This is a genomic window from Streptomyces sp. NPDC088810 (genome assembly GCF_044750305.1).
Lineage (GTDB): Bacteria > Actinomycetota > Actinomycetes > Streptomycetales > Streptomycetaceae > Streptomyces.
In genome coordinates this window covers 72,845-96,604 of sequence record NZ_JBIVJQ010000004.1, presented here as the reverse complement: position 1 = coordinate 96,604, position 23,760 = coordinate 72,845, and the positions used below count along the sequence as shown (strand labels likewise).

19 protein-coding genes are annotated in these 23,760 nt (G+C 71.9%); 13 read left to right on the top strand and 6 right to left on the bottom strand.

The window, feature by feature from the left end; all coding sequences use genetic code 11:
- The first annotated feature begins 22 nt into the window (after positions 1–22).
- Positions 23–1,417: a DUF1266 domain-containing protein gene (locus ACIP4Y_RS15010; RefSeq protein ID WP_401392750.1), complete on the top strand. Its 1,395-nt coding sequence runs from the start codon at positions 23–25 to the stop codon at positions 1,415–1,417.
- A gap of 32 nt (positions 1,418–1,449) precedes the next feature.
- On the opposite strand, the gene ACIP4Y_RS15005 is transcribed toward ACIP4Y_RS15010, so the two are convergent.
- On the bottom strand, positions 1,450–2,691 hold the full coding sequence (locus tag ACIP4Y_RS15005; RefSeq protein WP_401392747.1) for a serpin family protein: 1,242 nt from the start codon (positions 2,689–2,691) through the stop codon (positions 1,450–1,452).
- A 309-nt stretch (positions 2,692–3,000) separates the two neighbouring features.
- Between ACIP4Y_RS15005 and ACIP4Y_RS15000 the strand changes: the two genes are divergently transcribed.
- The 5 genes from ACIP4Y_RS15000 (at position 3,001) to ACIP4Y_RS14980 (ending at position 8,421) form a co-directional block, all read left to right on the top strand.
- On the top strand, positions 3,001–3,753 hold the full coding sequence (locus ACIP4Y_RS15000) for a GntR family transcriptional regulator (RefSeq protein ID WP_401392744.1): 753 nt from the start codon (positions 3,001–3,003) through the stop codon (positions 3,751–3,753).
- 381 nt (positions 3,754–4,134) lie between these two features.
- Positions 4,135–4,326 (top strand): SPOR domain-containing protein, encoded by a 192-nt coding sequence (locus tag ACIP4Y_RS14995; protein ID WP_030649874.1) that lies wholly within the window; start codon positions 4,135–4,137, stop codon positions 4,324–4,326.
- Between the two features lie 30 nt (positions 4,327–4,356).
- Complete coding sequence (locus tag ACIP4Y_RS14990; RefSeq protein ID WP_401392741.1) at positions 4,357–4,797, top strand: (deoxy)nucleoside triphosphate pyrophosphohydrolase; 441 nt, start codon at positions 4,357–4,359, stop codon at positions 4,795–4,797.
- 334 nt (positions 4,798–5,131) lie between these two features.
- A complete protein-coding gene (locus ACIP4Y_RS14985; RefSeq protein ID WP_401392738.1) occupies positions 5,132–5,560 on the top strand; it encodes an ATP-binding protein in 429 nt (142 codons plus the stop codon).
- A 272-nt stretch (positions 5,561–5,832) separates the two neighbouring features.
- Positions 5,833–8,421, top strand: a complete 2,589-nt coding sequence (locus ACIP4Y_RS14980; protein ID WP_401392735.1) for a SpoIIE family protein phosphatase — start codon at positions 5,833–5,835, stop codon at positions 8,419–8,421.
- Between the two features lie 36 nt (positions 8,422–8,457).
- Here ACIP4Y_RS14980 and ACIP4Y_RS14975 read toward each other — a convergent pair whose 3' ends face one another.
- The gene (locus tag ACIP4Y_RS14975) at positions 8,458–10,032 is read right to left on the bottom strand and encodes a hypothetical protein (protein ID WP_401392732.1); all 1,575 of its coding nucleotides are present in this window, start codon (positions 10,030–10,032) and stop codon (positions 8,458–8,460) included.
- A gap of 80 nt (positions 10,033–10,112) precedes the next feature.
- On the opposite strand from ACIP4Y_RS14975, the gene ACIP4Y_RS14970 reads away from it, so the two are divergent.
- The 3 genes from ACIP4Y_RS14970 to ACIP4Y_RS14960 all read left to right on the top strand — a co-directional run bounded on the left by ACIP4Y_RS14970 (position 10,113) and on the right by ACIP4Y_RS14960 (position 11,793).
- Positions 10,113–11,204, top strand: a complete 1,092-nt coding sequence (locus tag ACIP4Y_RS14970; RefSeq protein ID WP_401392729.1) for a hypothetical protein — start codon at positions 10,113–10,115, stop codon at positions 11,202–11,204.
- Positions 11,205–11,328: 124 nt separating this feature from the next.
- Positions 11,329–11,544, top strand: coding sequence for a hypothetical protein (locus ACIP4Y_RS14965; protein WP_401392726.1), 216 nt, complete (start codon positions 11,329–11,331; stop codon positions 11,542–11,544).
- Between the two features lie 66 nt (positions 11,545–11,610).
- Entirely contained in the window at positions 11,611–11,793 is a 183-nt protein-coding gene (locus ACIP4Y_RS14960; protein WP_401392723.1) for a hypothetical protein, read from the top strand.
- On the opposite strand, the gene ACIP4Y_RS14955 is transcribed toward ACIP4Y_RS14960, so the two are convergent.
- Genes ACIP4Y_RS14955 through ACIP4Y_RS14940 form a run of 4 tightly spaced genes read right to left on the bottom strand, consistent with a single transcriptional unit; the run spans position 11,729 to position 15,661 of the window.
- Complete coding sequence (locus ACIP4Y_RS14955) at positions 11,729–12,544, bottom strand: succinate dehydrogenase/fumarate reductase iron-sulfur subunit (protein WP_401392720.1); 816 nt, start codon at positions 12,542–12,544, stop codon at positions 11,729–11,731. The genes ACIP4Y_RS14960 and ACIP4Y_RS14955 overlap by 65 nt on opposite strands.
- Entirely contained in the window at positions 12,541–14,502 is a 1,962-nt protein-coding gene (locus ACIP4Y_RS14950) for a fumarate reductase/succinate dehydrogenase flavoprotein subunit (protein WP_401392717.1), read from the bottom strand. The genes ACIP4Y_RS14955 and ACIP4Y_RS14950 overlap by 4 nt, the downstream gene beginning before the upstream one ends.
- A 16-nt stretch (positions 14,503–14,518) precedes the next feature.
- Positions 14,519–15,343: a hypothetical protein gene (locus tag ACIP4Y_RS14945; protein ID WP_401392714.1), complete on the bottom strand. Its 825-nt coding sequence runs from the start codon at positions 15,341–15,343 to the stop codon at positions 14,519–14,521.
- A 27-nt stretch (positions 15,344–15,370) separates the two neighbouring features.
- Positions 15,371–15,661: a hypothetical protein gene (locus ACIP4Y_RS14940; protein WP_401392711.1), complete on the bottom strand. Its 291-nt coding sequence runs from the start codon at positions 15,659–15,661 to the stop codon at positions 15,371–15,373.
- Between the two features lie 314 nt (positions 15,662–15,975).
- Here ACIP4Y_RS14940 and ACIP4Y_RS14935 point away from each other — a divergent pair, with 314 nt between their 5' ends.
- The 4 genes from ACIP4Y_RS14935 (at position 15,976) to ACIP4Y_RS14920 (ending at position 23,755) form a co-directional block, all read left to right on the top strand.
- Complete coding sequence (locus tag ACIP4Y_RS14935; protein ID WP_401392708.1) at positions 15,976–18,297, top strand: ABC transporter family substrate-binding protein; 2,322 nt, start codon at positions 15,976–15,978, stop codon at positions 18,295–18,297.
- Between the two features lie 133 nt (positions 18,298–18,430).
- A complete protein-coding gene (gene typA, locus ACIP4Y_RS14930) occupies positions 18,431–20,338 on the top strand; it encodes a translational GTPase TypA (protein ID WP_358639150.1) in 1,908 nt (635 codons plus the stop codon).
- A 480-nt stretch (positions 20,339–20,818) separates the two neighbouring features.
- Entirely contained in the window at positions 20,819–21,859 is a 1,041-nt protein-coding gene (locus tag ACIP4Y_RS14925; RefSeq protein WP_401392703.1) for an ABC transporter permease, read from the top strand.
- A 102-nt stretch (positions 21,860–21,961) separates the two neighbouring features.
- Complete coding sequence (locus ACIP4Y_RS14920; protein ID WP_401392700.1) at positions 21,962–23,755, top strand: ABC transporter substrate-binding protein; 1,794 nt, start codon at positions 21,962–21,964, stop codon at positions 23,753–23,755.
- Positions 23,756–23,760 lie beyond the last annotated feature (5 nt).

Here is a 23,760-nt window from a genome sequence, read left to right as displayed (position 1 = left end):
ATCGCGGATGCGGGGGCGTGGGGTGTTCGGAGGGCGGAAGCGGGCGGCTCGGGGTGAGCGGTACGCGGGGGAGGGGCCGGCGGAGGAACGGTACGTCGTCGGGGAACTGGACGATCACGACGAGGCGCTGCCGCACGTCCCCGCGCCCGCCGAGCCCGGCACGTGGCAGGCGCCCGACGCGCTCGAACAGCACCTGTACGACCTGCTGACCCGCCATGCCGCGAGCGAGTGGGCGGACGAGGCGGCCGCGGAAGAGGCCCGGGGCGACGTGACCCTCGCCTACCTGGAGGCGCTCGCCGGCGACCTCGTGTACGTGCCGTTCCGCCGCGAGGAGACCTCGCCCGATCCCGGCCGGCGCACCTTCCACGTCCACGACACCGCCGTCGGGCGGCTCGTCGCCGTCTACACCCGCGGCCTGCTCCCGCGTCCCCACCCCCACCTCGTCTTCGAGGCGTACACCCTGCGGGAACTGGCCGACGACCTGCCCCGTGACGTCGACGGCATCGCGGTGAACACCCAGACCCCGTGCCCGATGCTCATGGCGGCCGACGCGGAGGAGCGCCGGGTGTGGCGGGCGCTGCACAACGAGCACTGGGACGAGGACGGCCGCGCCGAACGACTCGTCACCCTGCGCACCGGCGCGCCGCCCCTCGGCCCGCTGCTGCACGGCCTGGCCCTCGGCGCCCACATGTGCTTCGTCAACGGCGAGGCCTGGAACAACCCGCACTACCACGGCCTGGGCCTGTCCATCGAGCACGAGCGGCTCGCCAAGTGGTGGGGCGTCACCGACCGGGCCTCCTGGCAGGAGACCCAGCGGCGGCTCCTCGCCCGCGAGGTCACCCCTTGGTACTGGGAGTTCGTCCTCGACACGCGCACCGCCCTCGCCCACCGGCACACCGACGGCCGGCTGCAGGCCGTCGACGCCACCGCGTGGCGCGAGTCCGTGGAGAGGACGCTGCGCGAACGCGCCGCGCAGCAGCCGGACCGGATCGGCCCGGACTGGGAGGAGTTCGTCGGGCACGTCGTGGGCCTGGTCGGGCAGGTGCTGCGCTACGAGGGCAGGTTCCGCGCCGACGGCCTGCTCGCGGCCGACGCCGCGGTGCGCTCGGTCGCCGCCTGGGACATCGGCCGCGCCTCGATGATGGCCCGCTGGGGCTACGGCGCCCGCTTCGCCACCCGCGCCGAGATGCGCGAGGCCGTGGTCGAGGCGAGCGAGGCCGCGCAGTCGGCCCACACCTCGTGGCAGGACTTCTCCGCGGGCTACGCGCTGGGCCGCTGCCTGCACTTCGACGACGAGGAGTTCGGCGGCTGGTACCAGGAGATGCTCGCCGCCCACCGGACCCTGGCCACCCACCCGGACAGCCCCTGGCACACCGTCCCGTTCCACGTCCCACGGGGAGCGGCACTCGGGGGCTAGCGCCCCTCGGGTCCCGCCGCGTCGGCGCCCCGTCAGGGGGCCGGCGGCACGGCGCCCGAAAAGCCCGGGACCGGGTACGGCGCCGGTTCCGTCACCCAGCCCGCCGCCAGCACCAGGCGGGACTCGCGGTCGACGGCGAGGAAGGCGAAGGGGCGGTCGAAGGTGACCCGGACGACCGTCGTCTCGTAGCGGTACTGCGGGACCGCGCCGGCCGCCACCGGCATGAGCGCCGTCACCGCCGCCGCCCGGAAGCCGAGCGCGCCGAACTGGGCCACGGCCGACTGGCGGGCCTCCCCGACGGCCAGCGGATAGGGGCTCACCCCCGGGAAGTGGCCCGCCTCCTTGTCGGTCGCCGTCGTCAGGCCGAAGAGGCCCGGCAGCGCCAGCAGGTCGTGGTCGGCCCGCACCTCGTACGCCACCGTGGTCACGTCCAGCGTCCTCGGCTCCGGCGCGGTGGCCGGCTGCTGCTCCACGTGCAGACCGGGGCCCACGTGCCCGTGCGGCAGCGCGCCGCCCCCGGTCAGCGGCAGGCCGCGCTCCACGACGCCCACGCCGGCCGCCAGCACCTGACCCGGCGTCATGCGCTCCTCGCCGAGCACCAGGTGGACGTCGACGCCGTTGTCCCCGGGCACCGTCAGCGCGGTGACGAAGCCGTCCGGGGTGCCCGTCACCCCCACCCGGTCCGGCCGCACGCTGCGCCGGTGCAGGCCGCGCAGGGTGCGGCCCTGCCAGGGGCCGGCATCGGGCCGCAGCGGCCGCTCGGTGAAGGGCTGCCGCCAGTCCGTGCGCAGCGCGAGAGCGGTGGCCAGCACCATCCGCGCGTCCCGGGTCAGCGTCACCGGCATGCGCTCGACCAGCCCGCCGGTCCGCTCGGCCGCCCAGGCGTCCAGCCGCTCCTGCGCGGTGACGAGGTCGTCGCCGAAGACTCCGTGGGTGCCGGCGGGCAGCCCGGCCCGCCACTCCTCCCGCAGCGCCAGCCCGTGGTGCGTCCACAGGCCGAGCGCCGCGTCCAGGCCGGACACCGACGCCAGCCCCGTCAGCAACTCCCGTGCGGCACCGGCCGCCTGCTCGGCCGGCACGCCCAGGGCGCCGGCCAGCTCCGCACGCGCCGGCCCGGCCGCGCCGTCGGCCAGGATGGCCAGCAGAGGCCACACGCCCGGCGCCGAGAACACCGTGCCCTCGCGCAGGGCCTGCGCCCACCGCGCGGTGAGCCCGTTCACCGCGCGGACGGCCGTATCGCCCACCCGGCCGTCCGGCCCGGTCTCCACCCGCATTCCGCCCCCCGCTCATGTGCCGCTTGCGATGCGGCCGGTCGTACGTCGGTCCGGTCGACGGTACCGGTGTGCGTCCCCCCGCCTGCCGGCCCCCGCCCGTCACTCCTGTCAACGGCCGTGCGGCCCTCCGGAGTTCCCGGCGGTCCCGGCCTCCAGGTGTGAGGGCTCCTATAAGGGGGAGAAAGTGCCTGGGTAAAGCCCTCCCCGGCCCTTTGTCATCACATCGAGTGATTCTCTGGCCTTTGCTTGCACCGCACAACCCACGGTTGCCAGGGTGTTGCTGTCTGTACAACCTGATGGGAGCGGCCAGTGACTTTCGGTGAGCAGCCGGCGTACCTGCGTGTCGCGGGTGATCTCCGCAAGAAGATCGTCGACGGTTCACTCCCGCCCCACACCCGCCTCCCCTCCCAGGCCCGCATCCGCGAGGAGTACGGCGTCTCGGACACGGTCGCCCTGGAGGCCCGCAAGGTGCTCATGGCCGAGGGGCTGGTCGAGGGCCGCTCCGGCTCGGGGACCTATGTGCGCGAGCGGCCCGTGCCCCGCCGGGTGGCCCGCTCCGGATACCGGCCCGCGGGCGGCGCCACCCCGTTCCGGCAGGAGCAGTCCGACGCCTCGGTGCGCGGCACCTGGGAGTCCAGCAGCGAGCAGACCGAGGCCGGCGCGGCCATCGCCGAGCGGCTCGCGATCCCGACCGGCGACCGGGTCATGCGCACCAAGTACCTCTTCCGGGACGCCGGCGAGCCGATGATGCTCTCCACCTCCTGGGAGCCCCTCGCCGTCACCGGCCGCACCCCGGTGATGCTGCCCGAGGAGGGGCCGCTCGGCGGGATGGGCGTGGTCGAGCGCATGCGGGCCATCGACGTCATCGTGGACAACGTCACCGAGGAGGTCGGCGCCCGCCCCGGCCTCGCCGAGGAACTGCATCTGCTCGGCGGCGTCCCCGGGCACGTGGTTCTGGTCGTCCAGCGCACCTACTTCGCCTCCGGCCGCCCGGTGGAGACCGCCGACGTCGTCATCCCGGCCGACCGCTACCAGGTCTCCTACCATCTGCCCGTGAAGTAACCGCCCCCGCCCGGACGGCGGGTGCTTCGCGCGCCCCTTTGCGTGAGGTAGCGCACACCCTGACGCGCCGCCCGCCGCCGTCCGGCCCTGTCCGCTTCCTCCCCAGCCGCAGCAATCCGGCCGTTTTCGCAGGTGGTCCCTGGTGCCCCTGTCATGCCCCCGACCCCCGGCAACGGACTTCGCGACGGCGCATTCGGCCCCGTGCGCCCCCGGCGTTCTGGCTGGTTGCGTACCTCTTTGTGAAAAGTCGTATTCGCAGCGTAAAGGTTGGGCGTACGCTCGGGCATATGCGGATTGCGGTTTCCTTAGGCGGGGCGCGGCGGGGGCCCCGGAGTGGGGGAGGGCGGGGCGGTGCGAGAAGGAACGCGGGCGGTGGGGGCCATGAGTGAGGGCACGGTCTCCCTCCCCTGGATCGTGATACGGCAGGACGACAACGGCAATCGCTACCGGGTCGGCCGCTATGCGACCCGCGCGGAGGCGCAGAAGATCGCCGACAGCCTCGACGACCGGGGGCACAAGCAGCTCTACTGGGTCGAGCGCATCGGCCAGAACGGGGACGGCACCCAGAACTGAGCGCGCGCGGGCTCCCGTAGGCTCCGCTCCATGACGCGCATGACTCCCGAAGCGGACCGGATCGTGGTGGTGGGAGCCGCCCTGCTCGACGGCGGCCGGCTGCTCGCCGCCCGCCGCAGCGCCCCCGCGGACCTGGCCGGGCGCTGGGAGCTGCCCGGCGGCAAGGTCGAGGCGGGGGAGCGGCCCGAGGACGCCCTGGTGCGCGAACTGCGCGAGGAGCTGGGCGTCGACGCCGAGCCGGTCCGGCGGGTGCCGGGGCAGTGGCCGCTTCGGGCGCCGTACGTCCTCCAGGTGTGGACCGCCCGCCTGCGCCCCGGCTCGCCCGCGCCGAGCCCCCTCCAGGACCATGACGAGCTGCGCTGGCTGACCCCGGACCGGATCTGGGAGGTCGACTGGCTCGACCAGGACGTCCCGGCCGTGCGGGAGGTGTCCGCCCGATGGGGTGCGGGCCGCAGCCCCGCAAGCCCCTAGGCCCTGTCGTTCGGATCATCCCGGCGTCGCGGGGCCTGGCACACACATCTGCCGTGTTGCCGTCGGTTGCCAACTCCCCCACGCTCGGCTGTGCTCGCGCGGGGGATCGCCCTCGCGTCGGCGCCCTCCTCCGTCTTGCAGCTGTACGCACCAGGCCCCGCTCGGCTTGACCCCGAGGCGCCGTCCCTCGCGGCCGGCCCGATCCGAACGCCACGGCCTGGACGCACGGCCCCCGAGCGGAGCGCGCCCGTTCGTGCCACAGTGCGCCCTCTCACGCGGTACTGCCACCCGGATATCGGGTATGTGCCCATTAACCCCATGAAACCGGACATGGGTGGGCTCGCTGGCCTGGGAAGTGATCGGCGTGATCGACACGGGTGGCGACTGCGCCGAGTGGTCCTTTCCCGCGGAACCGGGCGCCGTGCGCAGCGCCCGTGCGGCGGTCCGGGGCCAGTTGCACGGCTGGGGCCTGGACTGCCTCGCCGATCTCGCCGCCCTGCTGGTGAGCGAGCTGGTCACCAATTCGCTGCGGCACGCCACCGGCCCCATCGGTGTACGGCTGGTCCGCCCCGCCGAGCCCGCCGACATCCTGCGTGTGGAGGTCTCCGACCCGCTCCCCGACCCGCCGCGGGAGCGCGTCGCGCAGCCCGAGGACGAGAGCGGACGCGGTCTCCAGCTGGTGGCGGGCTCCTCACGGCGCTGGGGCACCCGGCCCGGCGCGGGCGGAAAGACCGTCTGGTTCGAACTGGCGGTACCCGGGTGACGCCGCAGCAGCCGCAGGGGCACGGGGGTGTACGGCAGTCGGCGTGCCGTCCGTCGTGCGCGCCGGGGGCGCACGCGGTCCGGCGAGGGGTGGTTCGGCGGTGTGTTCCCTGGTTAGAAGAGTGGAAGTGTTGTCACGGACCGGTCCGAAAACCACCTGGACCGAGCTGTGATCGTGAACACCGTGTCGTGCGGCGCCGTAGTGCTGGATACTGCGGGCAGCCGCCCCCGGTGACCGGTGCCGGACGCGGTGAGCTGGAGGGGACGGTTCGCGTGAGCGAGATACCAGCGAAGGCCACGGAGTCCGAGGACCCGTCGGACGGCGCGAGGAGTCAGGCCGTGGAGGCTTCCGCGGCGTCCGGTGACGCCATGTGGCAGAGCAGTCCGCCCGGTTCGATCTATGACTACATCAAGGTCGCGTCCTTCGCCATCGGTCCCGGCGGGCTGGTCGAGCAGTGGAGCCTGCGCGCCGAGCAGCTCTTCGGGATCCCCGCCGAACGCGCCGTCGGCATGGACCCGATAGAGGCTTTCATCGACCCCGACCTGCGCGAGCGCGGCCAGCGGAAGATGGCCGAAATCCTCGACGGGCGCGAGTGGACCGGAGTAGTGCCGTTCCGGGTGCCGGGCGGTCCGGACGGCAGCCGGGGCGAGGAGGGTCTGGCCGAGGTCTACGTCATGCCGACGCGCACCGCCGAGGGCGAGAAGGCCGCCGTCTGCATCGTCGTGGACGTCCGCACGCTGCGCAGCATCGAGACCGACCTCGCCGCCTCGCAGGCGATTTTCGGTCAATCCCCCTTCGGTTTCCTGCTGATCGACGTCGACCTGCGGGTCCGCCGGGCGAACATGCGGTTCGCCTCCATCTTCGGCGGAACCCCGGACGACCACCGGGGCAAGGGAGTTCACGACTATCTGCCGCGCGGCGAGGCCGAGCGGGTCTCGGCCACGCTGCGGCGGGTGCTGGAGTCCGGCGAGTCCATCACCGACATGCACGTCACCGGCTTCGTCCCGGGCTCCGAGGAACGCCGGCACTGGTCCGTCAACCTCTACCGCGTGCACAGCGGCAGCGGCCGGCCCATCGGCATCGCCTGGCTCGGCACCGACATCACCGCCCGCCGGGCCGCCGCCCGCGAGGCCGCCGCCGCCCGGCGCAACCTCGCGCTGCTCAACGAGGCCGGCGCCCGCATAGGGAACTCCCTGGACCTGGAGACCACGGCCCGCGAACTCCTCGACGTGGTCGTCCCCGGCTTCTGCGACCTCGCCACCGTCGACCTCTACCAGGGCCTGCTGGCCGGCGACGAGACCCCGCCCGGTCTCGCCGACGGCAGCGCCGAACTGCGCCGCGTCGCCTTCGCCAGCGCAGTCTCCGGCGCGCCCTTCAGCAGCTCCGGCAAGTCCGTCGAGGTCGGCGCTGTCCACCACTTCCCGTTCAACTCGCCCTGCGCGGACGCCCTGCGCACCGCCCGGCCGCAGCACGTGCCCGCCGAGGAGGGCGGGCTCGTGCAGTCCACGCTGGCCGTGCCGATGGTCGCCCACGACACGGTGGTGGGACTCGCGCAGTTCGCCCGTACGAAGGGCAGCGAGCCGTTCGGCGAGCGCGACCGGGAGCTCGCGGTCGAACTGGCCGCGCGGGCCGCCGTCTGCATCGACAACGCGCGCCTGTACCGCCGGGAACACGAACGCGCGCTGATACTGCAACGGTCCCTGCTGCCGCCCGGCGACCCCGAGGCCTCCGGCCTGGACATCGCCTGCCGCTATCTGCCCGGCAACGCGGCCACGGAGGTGGGCGGCGACTGGTTCGACGTCATCGAACTCCCCGGCCACCGTACGGCCCTGGTCGTCGGGGACGTCATGGGCCGGGGCCTGCGGGCGGCGGTCGCGATGGGCGAACTGCGCACCGCCGTACGCACCCTGGCCCTGCTGGACCTGGAACCGGCGGAAGTCCTCTCGGCGTTGGACGAGATCGCGCGCGGCCTCGGCACGCCCGGCGGCGTCCAGCAGGCCACCCGTACGGCCCGCCAGCCCCGGGACGCCGACCTCTCCGAGGTGTACCTGGCGACCTGCGTGTACGCCGTGTACGACTCCGTCACCCGACGCTGTACGTTCGCCAACGCCGGCCATCTGCCACCGGTCCTGGTGGAGCCCGGCGAGGCGGCGCTGATGCTCGACGTGCCGCCCGGCATGCCGCTCGGCGTGGGGGGCGAGCCGTTCGAGGAGGTGGAGGTCGAACTCCCCGAGGGCGCGCTGCTCGCGCTCTACACGGACGGCCTGGTCGAGTCCCGCGACCACCCGCTGGACGAGGGCCTGCAGGCCTTCGTGGGCGCGCTCACCGAGCCCGGCCGGCCCCTGGAGGACGTCTGCGACCACGTCCTCAACACCCTCGACACCCACCACGGCGAGGACGACATCGCCCTGCTCATGGCCCGGGTGCAGGGGCTGCCCGCCGAGTCCGTCGGCGACTGGACGCTGCCGCGCGAGCCGCGCAGTGTCGGGCGGGCCCGTGAGTACGCCCGTGGCCAGCTGCTCTCCTGGGACCTGGAGCCGCTGGTCGACACCACGGAGCTGCTGGTCAGCGAGCTGGTGACGAACGCGCTGCGGTATGGCGAGGGGGACATCCGGCTCCGGCTGCTGCTGGACCGCACCCTGGTCTGCGAGGTCTGGGACGCCGGCCTCGTCCAGCCCCGGCGCCGACGGGCCCGGGACACCGACGAGGGCGGCCGGGGTCTGCAACTGGTCGGCCTGCTCAGCGCGGCCTGGGGCTCCCGGCGCACCCCCCGAGGCAAGACGGTGTGGTTCGAGCTACCCCTCCCGGGCGGCGAGGGCACCCTGACCGACCCGGCAGAAGCCCTGCTGAGCCTGTTCTGACCCCGCCCACGACCTGCCTCGACTCCCACGCAGGGGCTAGGCGTGACGGCGGGAGCGGGTTCGGGGGCCGCCGTAGCTTGCCGGGGGGCCGGCGTCCGGGGTTTCGGCGAGGAGGATCCCGCCGAGGACGGCGCCGGCCAGACCGGCCGTGGCCGCCTCGGTGCCGAGGCAGGGGGTGCCGTACGCCCGTACGTCCCGCTCGGCCAGCTCCCGTGCCTCCCCGGCCGCCGCATCGGCCCGGGCGGTGTTCCCCGCGCCCAGCTCCCGCACCGCCTCCGCCAGCCGGGCCCGGGCCTCCGCGCCCACCGCCCCCCGGTGCACGGCGATGAACTCCTCCGCGCCGGCGACGGAACTCCGCGCCACGAGCAGCGCCGCGGTGTCCAGCACCCCCGAGCGCGCCCCGTCCAGCCGCTGGGCGGCCCGGGTGATCCGGCGCAGCGCGTCCAGCGGATCGTACGGCCCGCCCGTCAGCTCCTCGCGGACCGCCGCCAGCACCACGTCGGCGTGCGCCGGCCGCGCGTGCGGCTCAGCCGTGGTGGTCCGCTCCGTACCGCCCCGGGCCGCCGCCAGCTCCGCCTCCGCGCCGGTCAGCGCGGCCGGCACCAGTGCGGCCGCCTCCCGCAGCTGCGCCGCGAGCCGCTCCACCCCGTCCACCAGCACCCCCGCCTGGACCACCGCCCCCTCACCGGCCCGCAACTGCCGGACCGCCCGCCCCCGGTCGCCCGCGTCGGCGGCCTGGCGGGCCTCGTTGAGCCGCGCGGTGGCGAACAGCAGCCGGTCCTTGGCCTGTTCGACGTACCCGGCGACGGGCCCGCCGGCCGAGGGCGCGTACCGCTCCCGGAGCGTCGCCAGCTTCTCCTGGGCGGTCACCGCCCGCGCCGCCAGCTCCCGGAACCGCTCCTCGGCCACCACCAGTGCCGCCTCCACCCCCCGGTCGCCGCCCTCCTCCGCCCCGTCCAGCCCGCGCAACCGGTCCAGCGCCGCCGCCTCCGCGTCCAGCCGGCGGCCGGCCTCCGCACAGCGGCCGATCACCCCGACCAGCGCCTGGCGCCGGGCGCTCGCCTCCTCCGGTACGCCCTCCTCGTACCGCCGCCAGATCGCGAACGCCGCGGACAGCTCGGTCTCGGCGGCCCGCAGCGCATGCGTGAACGGCTCGGTCTGCTTCTCCCCGAACAGCTCCCGGACGAGGCACAGTTCCTCCCTGCCGGCCCGCACGCAGTCGTCGGCCAGCCGCAGTGCCGCCCGCGCCTGACGCTCGGAGTCGGCCGGGGTGGGCACGGGCGGCTGCGCCGAGACGGTCCCCGGAGTGGTCCGGGTCCGGGCCCGGCGGGTGCGCCGCAGGTAGCCGTACCCGGCCAGGGCCACGGCCGTCACCCCGGCAACGAGCGGCAGCACCAGGTCGGCGGCCGACGTCCCGTCCTGCTGCGGGGCGGCCGCACCCGCCACCGCGCCGGCCGAGGCCACGGGAACCGGATCATGGGCCTCGACCGTCATCACCGGCAACACCAGCCACCCGGCTCCCGCCAGGGCACCCAGCACGGCTTGCGTCACCCGCACCGGTATGTGCGCGGTGGCACGCCGGGGCCGGCCCCGGATCAGGGAGGACGTCACATTTCGGAGCGTATGGGCAGGTAGACGGCTCCGCGAGCGGGACGGATACGGGTGGGGGACCAGACGGACAGGGGGGCGGGATGGACGAGAACGCGACGGGGGAGCAGGCAGCGGTGCAGCCAGAGCCGCCCTCTCCCCAGCCCCCCTCTCCCCAGCCCCCCTCCCGCAAGCGCCGTTCCCTCCGCATCGCCGCTCTCCTCCTCGCCGTCCTCCTGCTCCCGCTCCTCACCGCCGAGACGGCCCTCCGGCTGAACTACACCGGCGATCCGGCCCCCGGCACCCGTACCCGGCACCGGGACGCCCTCTGGCTGGGGCATGCCTGGGTGGACGGGCGGAAGAGCGACCGGGACGTCGAGGCCCTCGCCGACCGGCTGCGCGGCACCGGCATCCGTGATCTGTACGTCCACTCCGGCCCCCTGGAACACGACGGCACCCTGCCCGCGTCGGCGTACCGGAAGGCCCGTTGGCTGACGGCGGCCGTCCACCGGGAGCTGCCCGGCGTCCGCGTCCAGGCCTGGCTCGGCGACAAGCTGGCCAGCGAGGGCCCCGACGGCCTGCGTCTGGGCCGCCCGGCCACCCGCGCGGCGATCCTCGACTCCACCCGCAGCGTCCTCGCCGCCGGCTTCCAGGGCGCCCACTTCGACCTCGAACCGCTGCACTCCGGCGACCGCGACTACCTGGGTCTCCTCGACGACCTGCGCGCGCTCACCCACGCCCGGGGCGCCGTCCTCTCCGTCGCCGCCCACCAGATCGACCCGCTGCCGGCGTTCCACTCCTTCTGGAGTGCCACCACCGGCCACCCCAAGTGGTGGTCGCAGGCGTACTTCGGGCAGGTGGCCCGCCGCGTGGACCAGATCGCCGTCATGTCGTACGACACCATGCAGCCGCTGCAGAGCCTGTACGGCGGCTATGTGGCGCAGCAGACCAGCCTCGCCCTGGAGGTCACCCCGGACGGCACCGACCTCCTGATGGGCCTGCCCTTCTACCACGAGAACCGGTTCGGGCACTGGGCGCACGCCGAGACCGTCCCCGCGGCCGTGCGGGGCGTACGGCTGGGCCTGTCCCGCACGGACGCGGACCGGCGCACCTTCGGCGTCGCCCTGTACGTCGACTTCGCCGCCACCGAGGATGACTGGGCCGCCTATCGGAAGGACTGGGTCCGTACGCCATGACACCCGCCCACGCCCACCGCGGCGTACGTCTGATCCCCCCGAGGAGGACTACTGGGGCGGGCCTGAGCCCGACCTCCGCGCGCTGCGGGAGTGCACGGCCGCCGGGCACGGCAAGGCCGCCCTGGTGGAGCAGGGCGGGACGGCGTACGGCGGCTCCTGCGAGCAGGTCGTCGCCGACCGGGCGGCCAGGGACATCGCGGCCGCCGCCGAGCGCGACCCCCGGGTGCGCGCGGTGCGCCGGGCGCTGACGGAGCGGGTGCGGGAGCTGCGGGCCGCCGTCGTGCCGCGCGCCCGCACCTCCCTCGTGCACGGCGAACTCGGCCCGCCCACGTCCTGGTGACCCCGGACGGCGATCCCGCGCTCACCGACATCGAAGGGCGGATGTACTTCGACGCCGAGTGAGCACGTGCTGCGCACCGCCGGCCTCGACGACGACCGCAGGGAGCTGTACCGGCTCGCGATGCACCTCGGCCTGGTCGCCGGGCCGCTGCGGCTGCTCTACGGCGACTTCCCGGAGCCGGACGTCATGCGGGGGATCGCGGAGTTCGATCTTCAGCGGGCGCTCGGTCCGCTGCGGACCGCCTCCTGATCTTCGAGCCCAGCCACACCAGCGGGTCGTACTTGCGGTCGACCGCGCGTTCCTTCAGCGGGATCAGGGCGTTGTCGGTGATCCTGATGCCCTCGGGGCAGACCTCGGTGCAGCACTTGGTGATGTTGCAGTAGCCGAGGCCGTGGTCGTCCTGGGCGGTGCGCCCGCGGTCCAGGCCGGTGTCGGCCGCCGCGTCCAGCGGGTGCATGTCGAGTTCGGCGACCCGCATCAGGTACCGCGGCCCGGCGAACGCCCGCTTGTTCTCCTCGTGGTCGCGCACCACATGGCAGGTGTTCTGGCACAGGAAGCACTCGATGCACTTGCGGAACTCCTGCGGACGGTCCACGTCCTCCTGGTACATGCGGTACTCGCCGGGCCCCAGGCCGGCGGGCGGCACGAACGCCGGGATCTCCCGGGCCTTCTCGTAGTTGAAGCCGACGTCCGTCACCAGGTCCCGGATCACCGGGAAGGCGCGCAGCGGGGTGATCGTGATCGTCTCCGCCCGGTCGAAGACCGACATGCGGGTCATGCACATCAGCCGCGGGCGGCCGTTGATCTCCGCCGAGCACGAACCGCACTTGCCCGCCTTGCAGTTCCAGCGCACGGCCAGGTCGGGTGCCTGGGTGGCCTGGAGGCGGTGGACGATGTCCAGGACCACCTCGCCGTCGTTCACCTCGACCGTGAAGTCCTGTAGGCCGCCGCCCTGTTCGTCGCCCCGCCACACCTTGAAGCGGGCTTCGTAGCTGCTCACTCGTACAGCTCCTCTTCGGCGAGGTACTTGACCAGCTCCTCCTTCTCGAAGAGGGCGAGCAGGTCCGGGCGGATGGGGTCGGTGGTCTCGCGGCTGAGGCGGATCTGGCCCCGGGCGGGGTCGGTCGCGGCGAGGCCGCCGGAGGGGTCGGCGAGGGTGCACAGCAGGTTCACGTTCCGCCAGGCCCGGTCCATCGCCGGATGGTCCTCGCGGGTGTGCCCGCCGCGCGACTCGGTGCGCTCCAGTGCGGCCCGGGCCACGCACTCGCTGACCAGCAGCATGTTCCTGAGGTCGAGGGCGAGGTGCCAGCCGGGGTTGAACTGGCGGTGGCCCTCGACACCGGCCCGCCGGGCCCGGGTCCGCAGCTCGGCCAGCTTGTGCAGGGCCTGCTCCATCTCGCCCTCGCGGCGGATGATGCCGACCAGGTCGTTCATGGCCTGCTGGAGTTCCTGGTGCAGCGTGTACGGGTTCTCCGGCGGGCCCGCCGTGCCGTCGCCCTCCGCCTCGGCGGAGAAGGGCCGCAGGGCCTCCGCCGCGGCCGTGTCGACCTGGGCGTCGTCCACCGGCGGCCGTCGGCCCGCCAGCCCCTGTGCGTACTCGGCCGCGTGCCAGCCGGCGCGGCGGCCGAAGACCAGCAGGTCGGACAGGGAGTTGCCGCCGAGCCGGTTGGAGCCGTGCATGCCGCCGGCCACCTCACCGGCCGCGTACAACCCCGGCACCCCGCGGGCCGCCGCCGTGTCGGAGTCGACCGCGATGCCGCCCATGACGTAGTGGCAGGTCGGCCCGACCTCCATCGCCTCGGCCGTGATGTCGACGTCCGCCAGCTCCTTGAACTGGTGGTACATCGACGGCAGCCGGCGCCGGATCACCTCGGCGGGCATCCGGGTGGACACGTCCAGGAAGACCCCGCCGTGCGGCGAGCCCCGGCCCGCCTTGACCTCGGCGTTGATCGCGCGGGCCACCTCGTCGCGGGGGAGCAGCTCCGGTGGGCGCCGGTTGTTGTCCGGGTCCTCGTACCACCGGTCGGCCTCCTCCTCCGACTCGGCGTACTTGTCCTTGAAGACGTCCGGGATGTAGTCGAACATGAACCGCTTGCCCTCGGAGTTGCGCAGCACCCCGCCGTCCCCGCGCACCGACTCGGTGACGAGGATGCCCTTGACCGACGGCGGCCAGACCATGCCGGTCGGGTGGAACTGCACGAACTCCATGTTCAGCAGCGGCGCACCGGCCAGGAGCGCCAGCGCGTGGCCGTCGCCCGTGTACTCCCACGAGTTCGACGTGACCTTGAAGGACTTGCCGATGCCGCCGGTCGCGACGACCACGGCGGGGGCTTCGAGGACGAAGAAACGGCCGGTCTCGCGGTCGTAGGCGAAAACACCGCTCACCCGTGAGCCCGCGGCGGAGCCGCTGTCTGGCACAGTCTTCAGGACCCTCGTGACCGTGCACTCCTGGAAGACCTTCAGCCGGGACTCGTAGTCCCCGGTCTCCTTGAAGTCCTCCTGCTGGAGCGCGACGATCTTCTGCTGGAGCGTGCGGATCAGCTCCAGGCCGGTGCGGTCGCCCACATGGGCCAGCCGCGGGTACTCGTGGCCGCCGAAGTTGCGCTGCGAGATCCGGCCGTCCTTCGTACGGTCGAACAGCGCGCCCCAGGTCTCCAGCTCCCACACCCGGTCCGGCGCCTCCTGGGCGTGCAGCTCGGCCATCCGCCACTGGTTGAGGAACTTGCCGCCGCGCATGGTGTCGCGGAAGTGCACCTGCCAGTTGTCGTGCTCGTTGGCGTTGGCCATCGCGGCCGCGATGCCGCCCTCGGCCATCACGGTGTGCGCCTTGCCGAACAGCGACTTGCAGATCACCGCCGTACGGGCGCCCCGCTCGCGCGCCTCGATGGCGGCCCGCAGCCCGGCGCCGCCGGCACCGACCACGACGACGTCCCACTCCTGCCGGTCGACCACGGGCATCAGAAGGCCTCACTCATCAGAAGAATCTCGGATCGTCGAAGACCCCGGACGCGACGAGGTAGACGTAGAAGTCGGCGAGCGCCACGCTCAGCAGCGACGCCCAGGCCAGCTGCATGTGGCGGGCGTTGAGCTTGCCCACGAACTGCCACGCCTGGTAGCGCACCGGGTGTTTCGAGAAGTGCTTGAGCTTGCCGCCGACGATGTGCCGGCAGGAGTGGCAGGAGAGGGTGTACGCCCAGATCAGGACGATGTTGGCCAGGAAGACCAGGGTGCCCAGGCCCATGTGGCCCCAGCGGTAGTGCGTGTCCCGGAAGGCCAGCACGGTGTCGTACGTCAGCACGCCGGCCACCAGCAGGGCGGCGTAGAAGAAGTACCGGTGGACGTTCTGGAGGATCAGCGGGAAGCGGGTCTCGCCGCTGTACGTGCGGTGCGGCTCGGCGACCGCGCAGGCGGGCGGGGAGGCCCAGAAGGCGCGGTAGTACGCCTTGCGGTAGTAGTAGCAGGTCAGCCGGAAGCCGAGCGGGAAGATCAGGATGATGATGGCGGGGGAGATGCCCCACCAGCCCCCGAGCAGGTCGGCGTTCGGCCCGGCGCGCATGGTCCGGCAGTTCTCCGCCAGGCACGGCGAGTAGAACGGCGAGACGTACGGCGCCGCGTAGTAGTGGGCGTTGGCGAAGGCCCGCCAGGTCGAGTAGACGACGAACGCGAACAGACCGGCCGCGGTGACGGCAGGCGCCAGCCACCAGCGGTCGGTCCGCAGGTGCGGGGCGGCGATCGCGGCGCGCGTACGGGTGTGCACGCCACCGCTGCTGTTCTGTTGGGGTTCCGTACCAGTGGCCAAGTCAGGACTCCGGTCGGTAGGGGTGGGTCAGGGGGCGCGGCGGTCGCGGGCGCCCAGTCCCTCGTCGTCCGTGTCCGTCCACAGGCTGATGTCGTAGGGCGTGTCGGAGATGGTGACGAGGTCGGGCCGGTGCGACGCGATCGGGGCGGCGGCTGCCTCCCGCAGGAGTGCCACGCTCTCGCGCAGATGGTCGGCGTCCAGCCGGACCCGGCGCATCTCCAGGCCTGAGCTGCCGAGCTGGTGTTCCAGGCGGCCCAGCGACCGGTGGAGATCGTCGAGACAGCGCTGTACGGCGTTGATGTCGTCGTGCACGGACATGACTTGCCCTCGCTTCCGCGGGTCCGGCGGGCCATGGGCGGCAACGTGCATGCGCCTTGGAGTGTTGCGCCTCTCGCCCGCCGGTGTGAAGGGATGTGCAGCGATTGGCCGGGGCGTACGGGTGCATCGCCCGGTGTGTTGCGCCGCACGGGTGGGCTTACCGGCCGTCGTCGCCGTGTCGCCCGCTGTTGCCGGATCCTTTCCTCTTCAGTGGCCGCATAGATCTGATCAGCTCCATATACCGCCGAACGTGATCAGCTCCATATGCCGACAAATGTGAGCATAAGGCCCGTGGCTTCCCGGAGGTAGCAGAGATGTCCTACGACGGTGTTGGGCAGCGCCCCGAAGGGGCGCGAGGAACTGCGCGACGAGCCACGACGCACCCGCGCCCGCAGCCGCACGACGGCACATCGCGGCACCCCCGTCGGCGGCACGTGCAGCGCACCCTCGCCCTCCTGAGCGCCGGCGCGCTGGCCGTCCCGCTGCTCGCCGGCTGCGCGGACGAGGAGGTGGCCAGCACCCCGCTCGCTCCGCAGGACATCGCCCCGGTCGCCCGGGACCTGGTCGCCGACGGCGGCACCCTGAAGTGGGCCGTGGACGCCGTACCGGAGACCCTGAACACCTTCCAGGCCGACGCCGACGCCGGCACCGGCCGGATCGCCCAGGCCGTGCTGCCGTCCATGTTCCGGCTGGACGCGGCCGGCCGGCCGGTGCCCAATGCGGCCTACCTGGAGTCGGCCGAGGTCATCGAGACCGAGCCGCGCCAGGTGGTGCTGTACAAGCTGAACCAGCAGGCCGTCTGGAGCGACGGCCGGGAGATCGGCGCCGCCGACTTCGTCGCCCAGTGGCGCGCCCTGTCCGGCAAGAACAGCGCCTACTGGACGGCCCGCAACGCCGGATACGACCGGATCGCCAAGATCGAGCGCGGCGCCAACGACCTCCAGGTCCGGGTCACCTTCTCCCGCCCGTACGCCGACTGGCGGTCGCTGTTCTCCCCGCTGTACCCGAAGGACGTCATGGGCACCCCGGACGCCTTCAACGACGGCGCCCGCCGCAAGCTGAAGGTCACCGCCGGGCCCTTCAAGGTCGAGAAGGTCGACACCGCCACGAAGGACGTCGTCCTCACCCGCAACCCGCGCTGGTGGGGCAGGCCCGCCAAGCTGAACGAGATCGTGCTGCACGCCGTGACCCACGACAAGCGGGCCGCCGCGCTCGCCGACGGCAGCGTGGACCTCGCCGAGATCGACTCCGCCGACGCCCAGCGGATCGGCCTCGCCCACCGCGAGAAGGGCACCGGCACCCCGCTGCAGGGCGCCGGGGGCAAGACCTCCGTGAAGAAACTGCGCGCCTGGGCGCTCGCCCACGGCTTCGACTCCGACCAGGCGCACGCCGGCAAGAAGAAGCTCCGCAAGGCCATCACCCGCTACCTGGAGCAGCAGCAGGCGCTGCGGGACATCGAGGTCCGCAAGTCCCTGGAGCCCGCCTACACCCAGCTCGCCCTCAACGGCGCCGCCGGCCCGCTCGCCGACGAACGGGTCCGCCGGGCCGTCGCCCGCGCCCTGGACCGGGTGGAGCTGGCCCGGCTGGTGCTCACCCCGCTGGGACTGCCCGCCGTCCCGGTCGGCAGCCACCTCGCCCTGTCCGGGCAGGCCGCCTACGCCGACAGCAGCGGCGCGATCGGGGGCCAGGACGCCAAGGAGGCACAGGCGCTGCTCGCCGACGCCGGCTGGGTGCGCGGCGGCCCGCTCAAGGAGCAGAAGAAGGGCGAGAAGGCGGCCGGTCCCGAGCACGGCCCGGGGCACGGCACCGGGCACGACGGCGAGGACGTGTCGAACGGCGGCGACGACGGCGAGTACATCGTCGGGGAGGACGACAAGGGCCACGACGACGGGCCGGGCGGGGACCACGGCGGCACGGACGGCGACGGCAAGGGCAAGCAGCACGAGCCGACCGGCGACCAGCGCGAGCACGGCGACCAGCACCTCGCGCAGGAGGGCAAGCACGGCGGCGCGCCCGGCGCGTACGCCCCGAAGGGCACGGCCGCCCCGGCCGCCGCGCCGGCCGGACCGCTCGCCAAGGACGGCAAACCGCTCGCGCTGCGCTTCGTCCTGCCCTCCGGGCCCGGCTCGGAGACCCTGAACTCGGTCGCCGAGCGGATCTCGGCGATGCTGGAGCAGGTCGGCATCCGGACCACGATCACCAAGGTCTCGGACGAGAGCTACTTCAAGGACCACATCGCCGCCGGCGACTACGACCTCGCCCTGTACTCCTGGCCGTCCTCCGCCTTCCCGGCGACCGACGCCCGGCCGGTCTACGCCAAGCCGGTCCCGGCGGCGGACGGCTCGGTGAACGTCGAGCAGAACTACACCCGGGTCGGCACCGACCAGGTCGACCAGCTCTTCGACCAGGCCGCGACCACGCTGGACGAGGACGAGGCACGGGATCTGATCCGGAAGGCCGATTCCCGTATCTGGGCGGCGGCGGGTTCCATCCCGCTGTACCAGCGGCCCCAGCTGGTGGGAGCGCGGAAGAACCTGGTCAACGCGGGTGCGTTCGGGTTCCAGACACCGGTCTACGAGGACATGGGATTCCTGAAGAAGGGGGCGAAGGTTTCGCCTGGTCCGCACAAGGGCTAGGCGGCCCGGCGAGCCCCGGCTGAAAAGGCCACGTACCATGGGGTGAGGCCGTGGCGTGTCCAGCCCGGCAGGGCCCGCGCGACACGGACGTACGCGCAGGGCGATCCTCACCACTCCGGGAGTACGGCAGCTTATGGCCACGCGCCACGACATCCGAAACGTCGCCATCGTCGCTCACGTCGACCACGGCAAGACCACCATCGTCGACGGCATGCTCAAGCAGGCCGGCGCGTTCGCCGCCCACCAGCTCGACTCGGTCGACGACCGCATGATGGACTCGAACGACCTGGAGCGTGAGAAGGGCATCACGATCCTCGCCAAGAACACGGCGGTGAAGTACCACCCCAAGGACGGTGGGGACCCGATCACCATCAACATCATCGACACCCCCGGCCACGCCGACTTCGGCGGCGAGGTCGAGCGCGGTCTGTCGATGGTCGACGGTGTCGTGCTGCTGGTGGACGCCTCCGAGGGCCCCCTGCCGCAGACCCGCTTCGTGCTGCGCAAGGCGCTCCAGGCCCGGCTGCCCGTCATCCTGTGCATCAACAAGACGGACCGCCCCGACGCCCGCATCGACGAGGTCGTCAACGAGACCTACGACCTCTTCCTCGACCTGGACGCGGACGAGGAGCAGATCGAGTTCCCGATCGTCTACGCCTGCGGCCGTGACGGCATCGCCTCGCTGACCAAGCCGGACAACGGCACGGTCCCGGCCGACAGCGACAGCCTGGAGCCGTTCTTCTCCACGATCCTGGAGCACATCCCGGCCCCGACCTACGACGAGGACGCGCCGCTCCAGGCCCACGTCACCAACCTGGACGCCGACAACTTCCTCGGCCGTATCGCGCTGCTCCGCGTCGAGCAGGGCGAGCTGCGCAAGGGTCAGACGGTCGCGTGGATCAAGCGCGACGGCTCGATCAGCAACGTCCGCATCAGCGAGCTGATGATGACCGAGGCGCTCACCCGCAAGCCCGCCGAGAAGGCCGGCCCGGGTGACATCTGCGCGGTCGCCGGTATCCCGGACATCATGATCGGCGAGACCCTCGCCGACACCGAGAACCCGGTCCCGCTGCCGCTGATCACGGTCGACGAGCCCGCGATCTCGATGACGATCGGTACGAACACCTCGCCGCTGGTCGGCCGCGGCGGCACCGGCAAGGGCGCCGACGCCAAGGCTGCCGTGAAGGACCGCAAGGTCACCGCCCGCCAGGTCAAGGACCGCCTGGACCGCGAGCTGATCGGTAACGTCTCGCTGCGGGTCCTCGACACCGAGCGCCCCGACGCCTGGGAGGTGCAGGGCCGTGGTGAGCTGGCGCTGGCCATCCTGGTCGAGCAGATGCGCCGCGAGGGCTACGAGCTGACGGTCGGCAAGCCGCAGGTCGTCACCAAGGAGATCGACGGCAAGGTTTACGAGCCGGTCGAGCGCATGACGATCGACGTGCCCGAGGAGCACATGGGCGCCGTCACGCAGCTCATGGGCGTCCGCAAGGGTCGTATGGACAACATGTCGAACCACGGCTCCGGCTGGGTGCGCATGGAGTTCGTGGTGCCCTCGCGCGGTCTCATCGGCTTCCGTACCGAGTTCCTGACCCAGACCCGTGGCACGGGCATCGGCCACTCCATCCACGAGGGCTTCGAGCCCTGGTTCGGCAACCTGACGACCCGGAACAACGGCTCCCTCGTCGCCGACCGCTCCGGCGCCGTCACCGCGTTCGCGATGACGAACCTCCAGGAGCGCGGCGTGCTCTTCGTGGAGCCGGGCACCGAGGTGTACGAGGGCATGATCGTCGGTGAGAACTCCCGCTCCGACGACATGGACGTCAACATCACCAAGGAGAAGAAGCTCACGAACATGCGGTCGTCGTCGGCCGACTCGTTCGAGGCGATCGTGCCGCCGCGCAAGCTGTCGCTGGAGCAGTCGCTGGAGTTCTGCCGCGACGACGAGTGCGTCGAGGTGACCCCGGAGGCCGTTCGCATTCGCAAGGTCGTGCTCGACCAGCGGGAGCGCGCTCGCTCCGCGAGCCGCGCCAAGCACAGCTGATTTCCCGGCACTTGAGCCCGGGTGTCCCCATGGTGGGGACACCCGGGCTTTTTGCAACCCGTTTTCGGCGGCGGCATGTCCGACATGCGGAGATCGCTGCCCGATAGCCATGTAACACGTCCGTTTCGCGCCTTCTTCTGACGAACAGTTTGTCCAGATTTTGGAAGGTGCAGGCGCGAGCTGTGACTGAATTGAGATCTACGGGCAGTGGTCGGTAGTCGACCCATGGCAGATAGTTAGCCGCGTAGCGCTCGGGTCAATGGGTCTCGCACTGTGGGGACAGTGCCGACTCGCGAGCACCAGGGGGTGTCTGACCCTCCGTCAGGGGTGTCGGAGGGTGGACGGAAACCCCCTCTCATTGGTGAACACGTGGAGTCATGAGGAGGGAACCCCAGTAACTACGCGCGTCCGACTGCGGTCACGCGCGTCCTCGGAGTACGCGGGCACCTCTCACACTCATACCTGTGAAACGGACGAACCGTGACAAGTCCTATCGACATAGAGGGCGGCGGGGCTTCGGTCGTCGTCGACGGCGCACCAGGGCCGGAGGCGAGAACCGAAGCCGTCACGCTCACGGGCCGGTCCCCCGGCCAGCTGATGTGGTTGCGCTTCAAACGCGACCGCACGGGCGTCATCTGCGCCGTGGTGGTGATCGGCTACTTCGTCGTCGCCCTGCTCGCGCCGCTGCTCGCCAAGCTGCCGGGCACCGATCCGTACACGCTGTACGGCCAGGATCCCACCTATGCCGACAAGCCCGTGGTCGATGAATTCGGGCTTCCGCTCGGCTACTTGGGAGGCGTCTCGGGCGACCACTGGTTCGGCGTCGAACCGCAGTACGGCCGCGACCTCTACGCCATGCTGCTCTACGGCATGCGGACCTCGCTGTTCATGGCGCTCGGCATCACCGTCCTCATCATGGTCACCGGTGTCGTGATCGGCCTGATCGGGGGCTACTTCGGCGGTCGTACGGACTACTGGATCGGCCGGGGAACCGACTTCTTCCTCTCTTTTCCGCAACAGCTGTTCTTCATCGCCTTCATGCCCGTCGTGACGTCGTTCTTCGTGGATCCCCGCGAGGAGACGCCGACCTACTTCCGTGCCCTGGCCATGCTCATCGTGCTGTGGGTGCTGGGCTGGATGGGCATGGCCCGGCTGGTGCGGTCGACCGTACTGTCCCTGCGCGAACGGGAGTTCGTGGAGGCGGCCAAGGTCTCGGGCGCTTCCCCGTGGCGGATCGTGCGCAAGGAGATCCTGCCCAACGTCGTCACCCCGATCCTGGTGCAGTTCACGTACCAACTGCCCAGCACCATCCTCAGCATCGCCTTCCTGTCCTTCGCGGGCGTCGGGTTCGTCGAGCCGACGCCCGACTGGGGACGTCTCTTCGCCGCCGGCGCCCGGTACGCCGAGCAGGACCCGGCGTTCATGTTCTTCCCCGGGGTGGCGCTGGTGATCTTCGTCCTGTGCTTCAACCTCCTCGGGGACTCCGTACGGGACGCGTTCGACCCCAAGTCCGGGCGATAGGACGTCCGTTGGGTGGGGGGTGGCTGCCGCCCCCGCCGGCCCGCGCGGCCGGCGCCCGGCAGATCTCACGGATAACAACCGACAGGTAGGTGGATTCGCCACATGATGTCTCATCGCGCCCGCGGAGCGCGCGTCGTCGTGATCGCCATCGCGGCCGGCTCCCTGGCTCTCACGGCCTGCTCGAAGAACGAGGGCGGCAAATCCGGCAAGGACACCAAGAAGGACCAGAAGCAGGCGGCGGTCCAGTCGAAGCCGGTCACCTATGTCGGCGCCGCGGGATCGACCGGCCGCGCCGAGGAGGTGCCCGGTGCCAAACCCGGCGGCACGATCACGGTGTACCAGGAGCCGGGCCTCACCCACCTGGACCCCGGCCAGATCTACGTCTCCGACGCCGGCCAGGTCGCCAACCTGCTCTTCCGCCGGCTGACCCAGTTCCGGGAGGACGACAAGGGCAACGTCTCGGTCGTCGGCGACCTCGCCACCGACTCCGGCAAGTCCACCGACGGCGGCAAGACCTGGTCCTTCACCCTGAAGGACGGCATCAAGGACGAGAAGGGCAACCCCCTGACCTCGGCCGACATCCGGCACACCATCGAGCGCCAGTACGCCAAGTTCATCTTCGACGGCCCGACCTATCTGCAGACCTGGCTGAGCGGCGCCGACTACCGCAAGGCCCTGCCCGGCGGCGGCTTCGACGGCAAGCACCTGCCGGCCTCCGTCCTGGACACCCCGGACGACAAGACCGTGGTCTTCCACTTCGACCAGCCGCGCCCGGACCTGCCGCAGACGCTCGCCATGGCCGGCTACGCCGTCGTCCCGGCGAAGGGCGACACCAAGGAGCGGTACGAGAAGAAGCCGGTCGCCACCGGACCGTACAAGATCGTCGAGAACAAGGTCGGCAAGACCCTGAAGCTGGTGAAGAACACCAACTGGGACCCGAAGACCGACTCCGTGCGCCACCAGTACGCCGACGGATTCACCTTCCAGTTCGGCGTCACCGAGTCCACCCAGACCAAGCGGCTGATCGCGGACGAGGGCGACAACAAGAACGCCATCCAGCTCACCGGGGGCGTCGACGCCACCCAGATCCAGGACGTCATCAGCAACCCGGAGGCCAGCAAGCGCACGGTCAAGGGCTACCAGCCCTACGTGATGACGCTCACCTTCAACCTCGACCGGGTCAAGGACAAGAAGGTCCGCGAGGCCGTCACCTACGCGGTCAACTCCAAGTCCCTCATCGCCGGCGAGGGCGGTGCCTACGGCGGTGACGTCGCGCCGAACTACTTCGCGCCGACGCTGCCCGGTTACGAGCCCGGCTACGACCCCTACGGCCGTCTGAAGACCCCGCAGGGCAACATCGCCAAGGCGCAGGAGATCCTCAAGGGTGTCCCGGCCGCCGAGAAGAAGCTCGTCTTCGCCTACGCCAACAGCGAGCAGGGCCAGCGGCGCAAGGTCGCCGTCGAGGACGCGCTGACCAAGGTCGGCTTCGACGTCGTCGCCAAGGAGGTCGACGGGGCGAGCTACTACGAGCAGATCGGCAAGCTGAAGAACCCGTACGACATCTACATCACCGGCTGGGGCCAGGACTGGCCGTCCCCGGGCACGGTCGTCACACCGATCTACGACGGCTCGCAGGTCTTCGACGGCTCCGCGAACTACTCGCACGTCAAGGACCCGAAGGTCGACGCCCTCATCAAGAAGGCGCTGACGCAGCCGCCGGCCGAGGCCGCGAAGACCTGGCGGGAGGCACAGCACTACCTGCTGGAGAACGTCATCCCGGCGGCCCCTCTGTGGTACACGAAGCAGTTCCAGATCTCCGGCTCCAACGTGGGCGGTGCCCGCTACGGCTCGGTGTCCAGCCTCATCGACATCAACAGGCTCTTCCTGAAGTCGTGATCCGC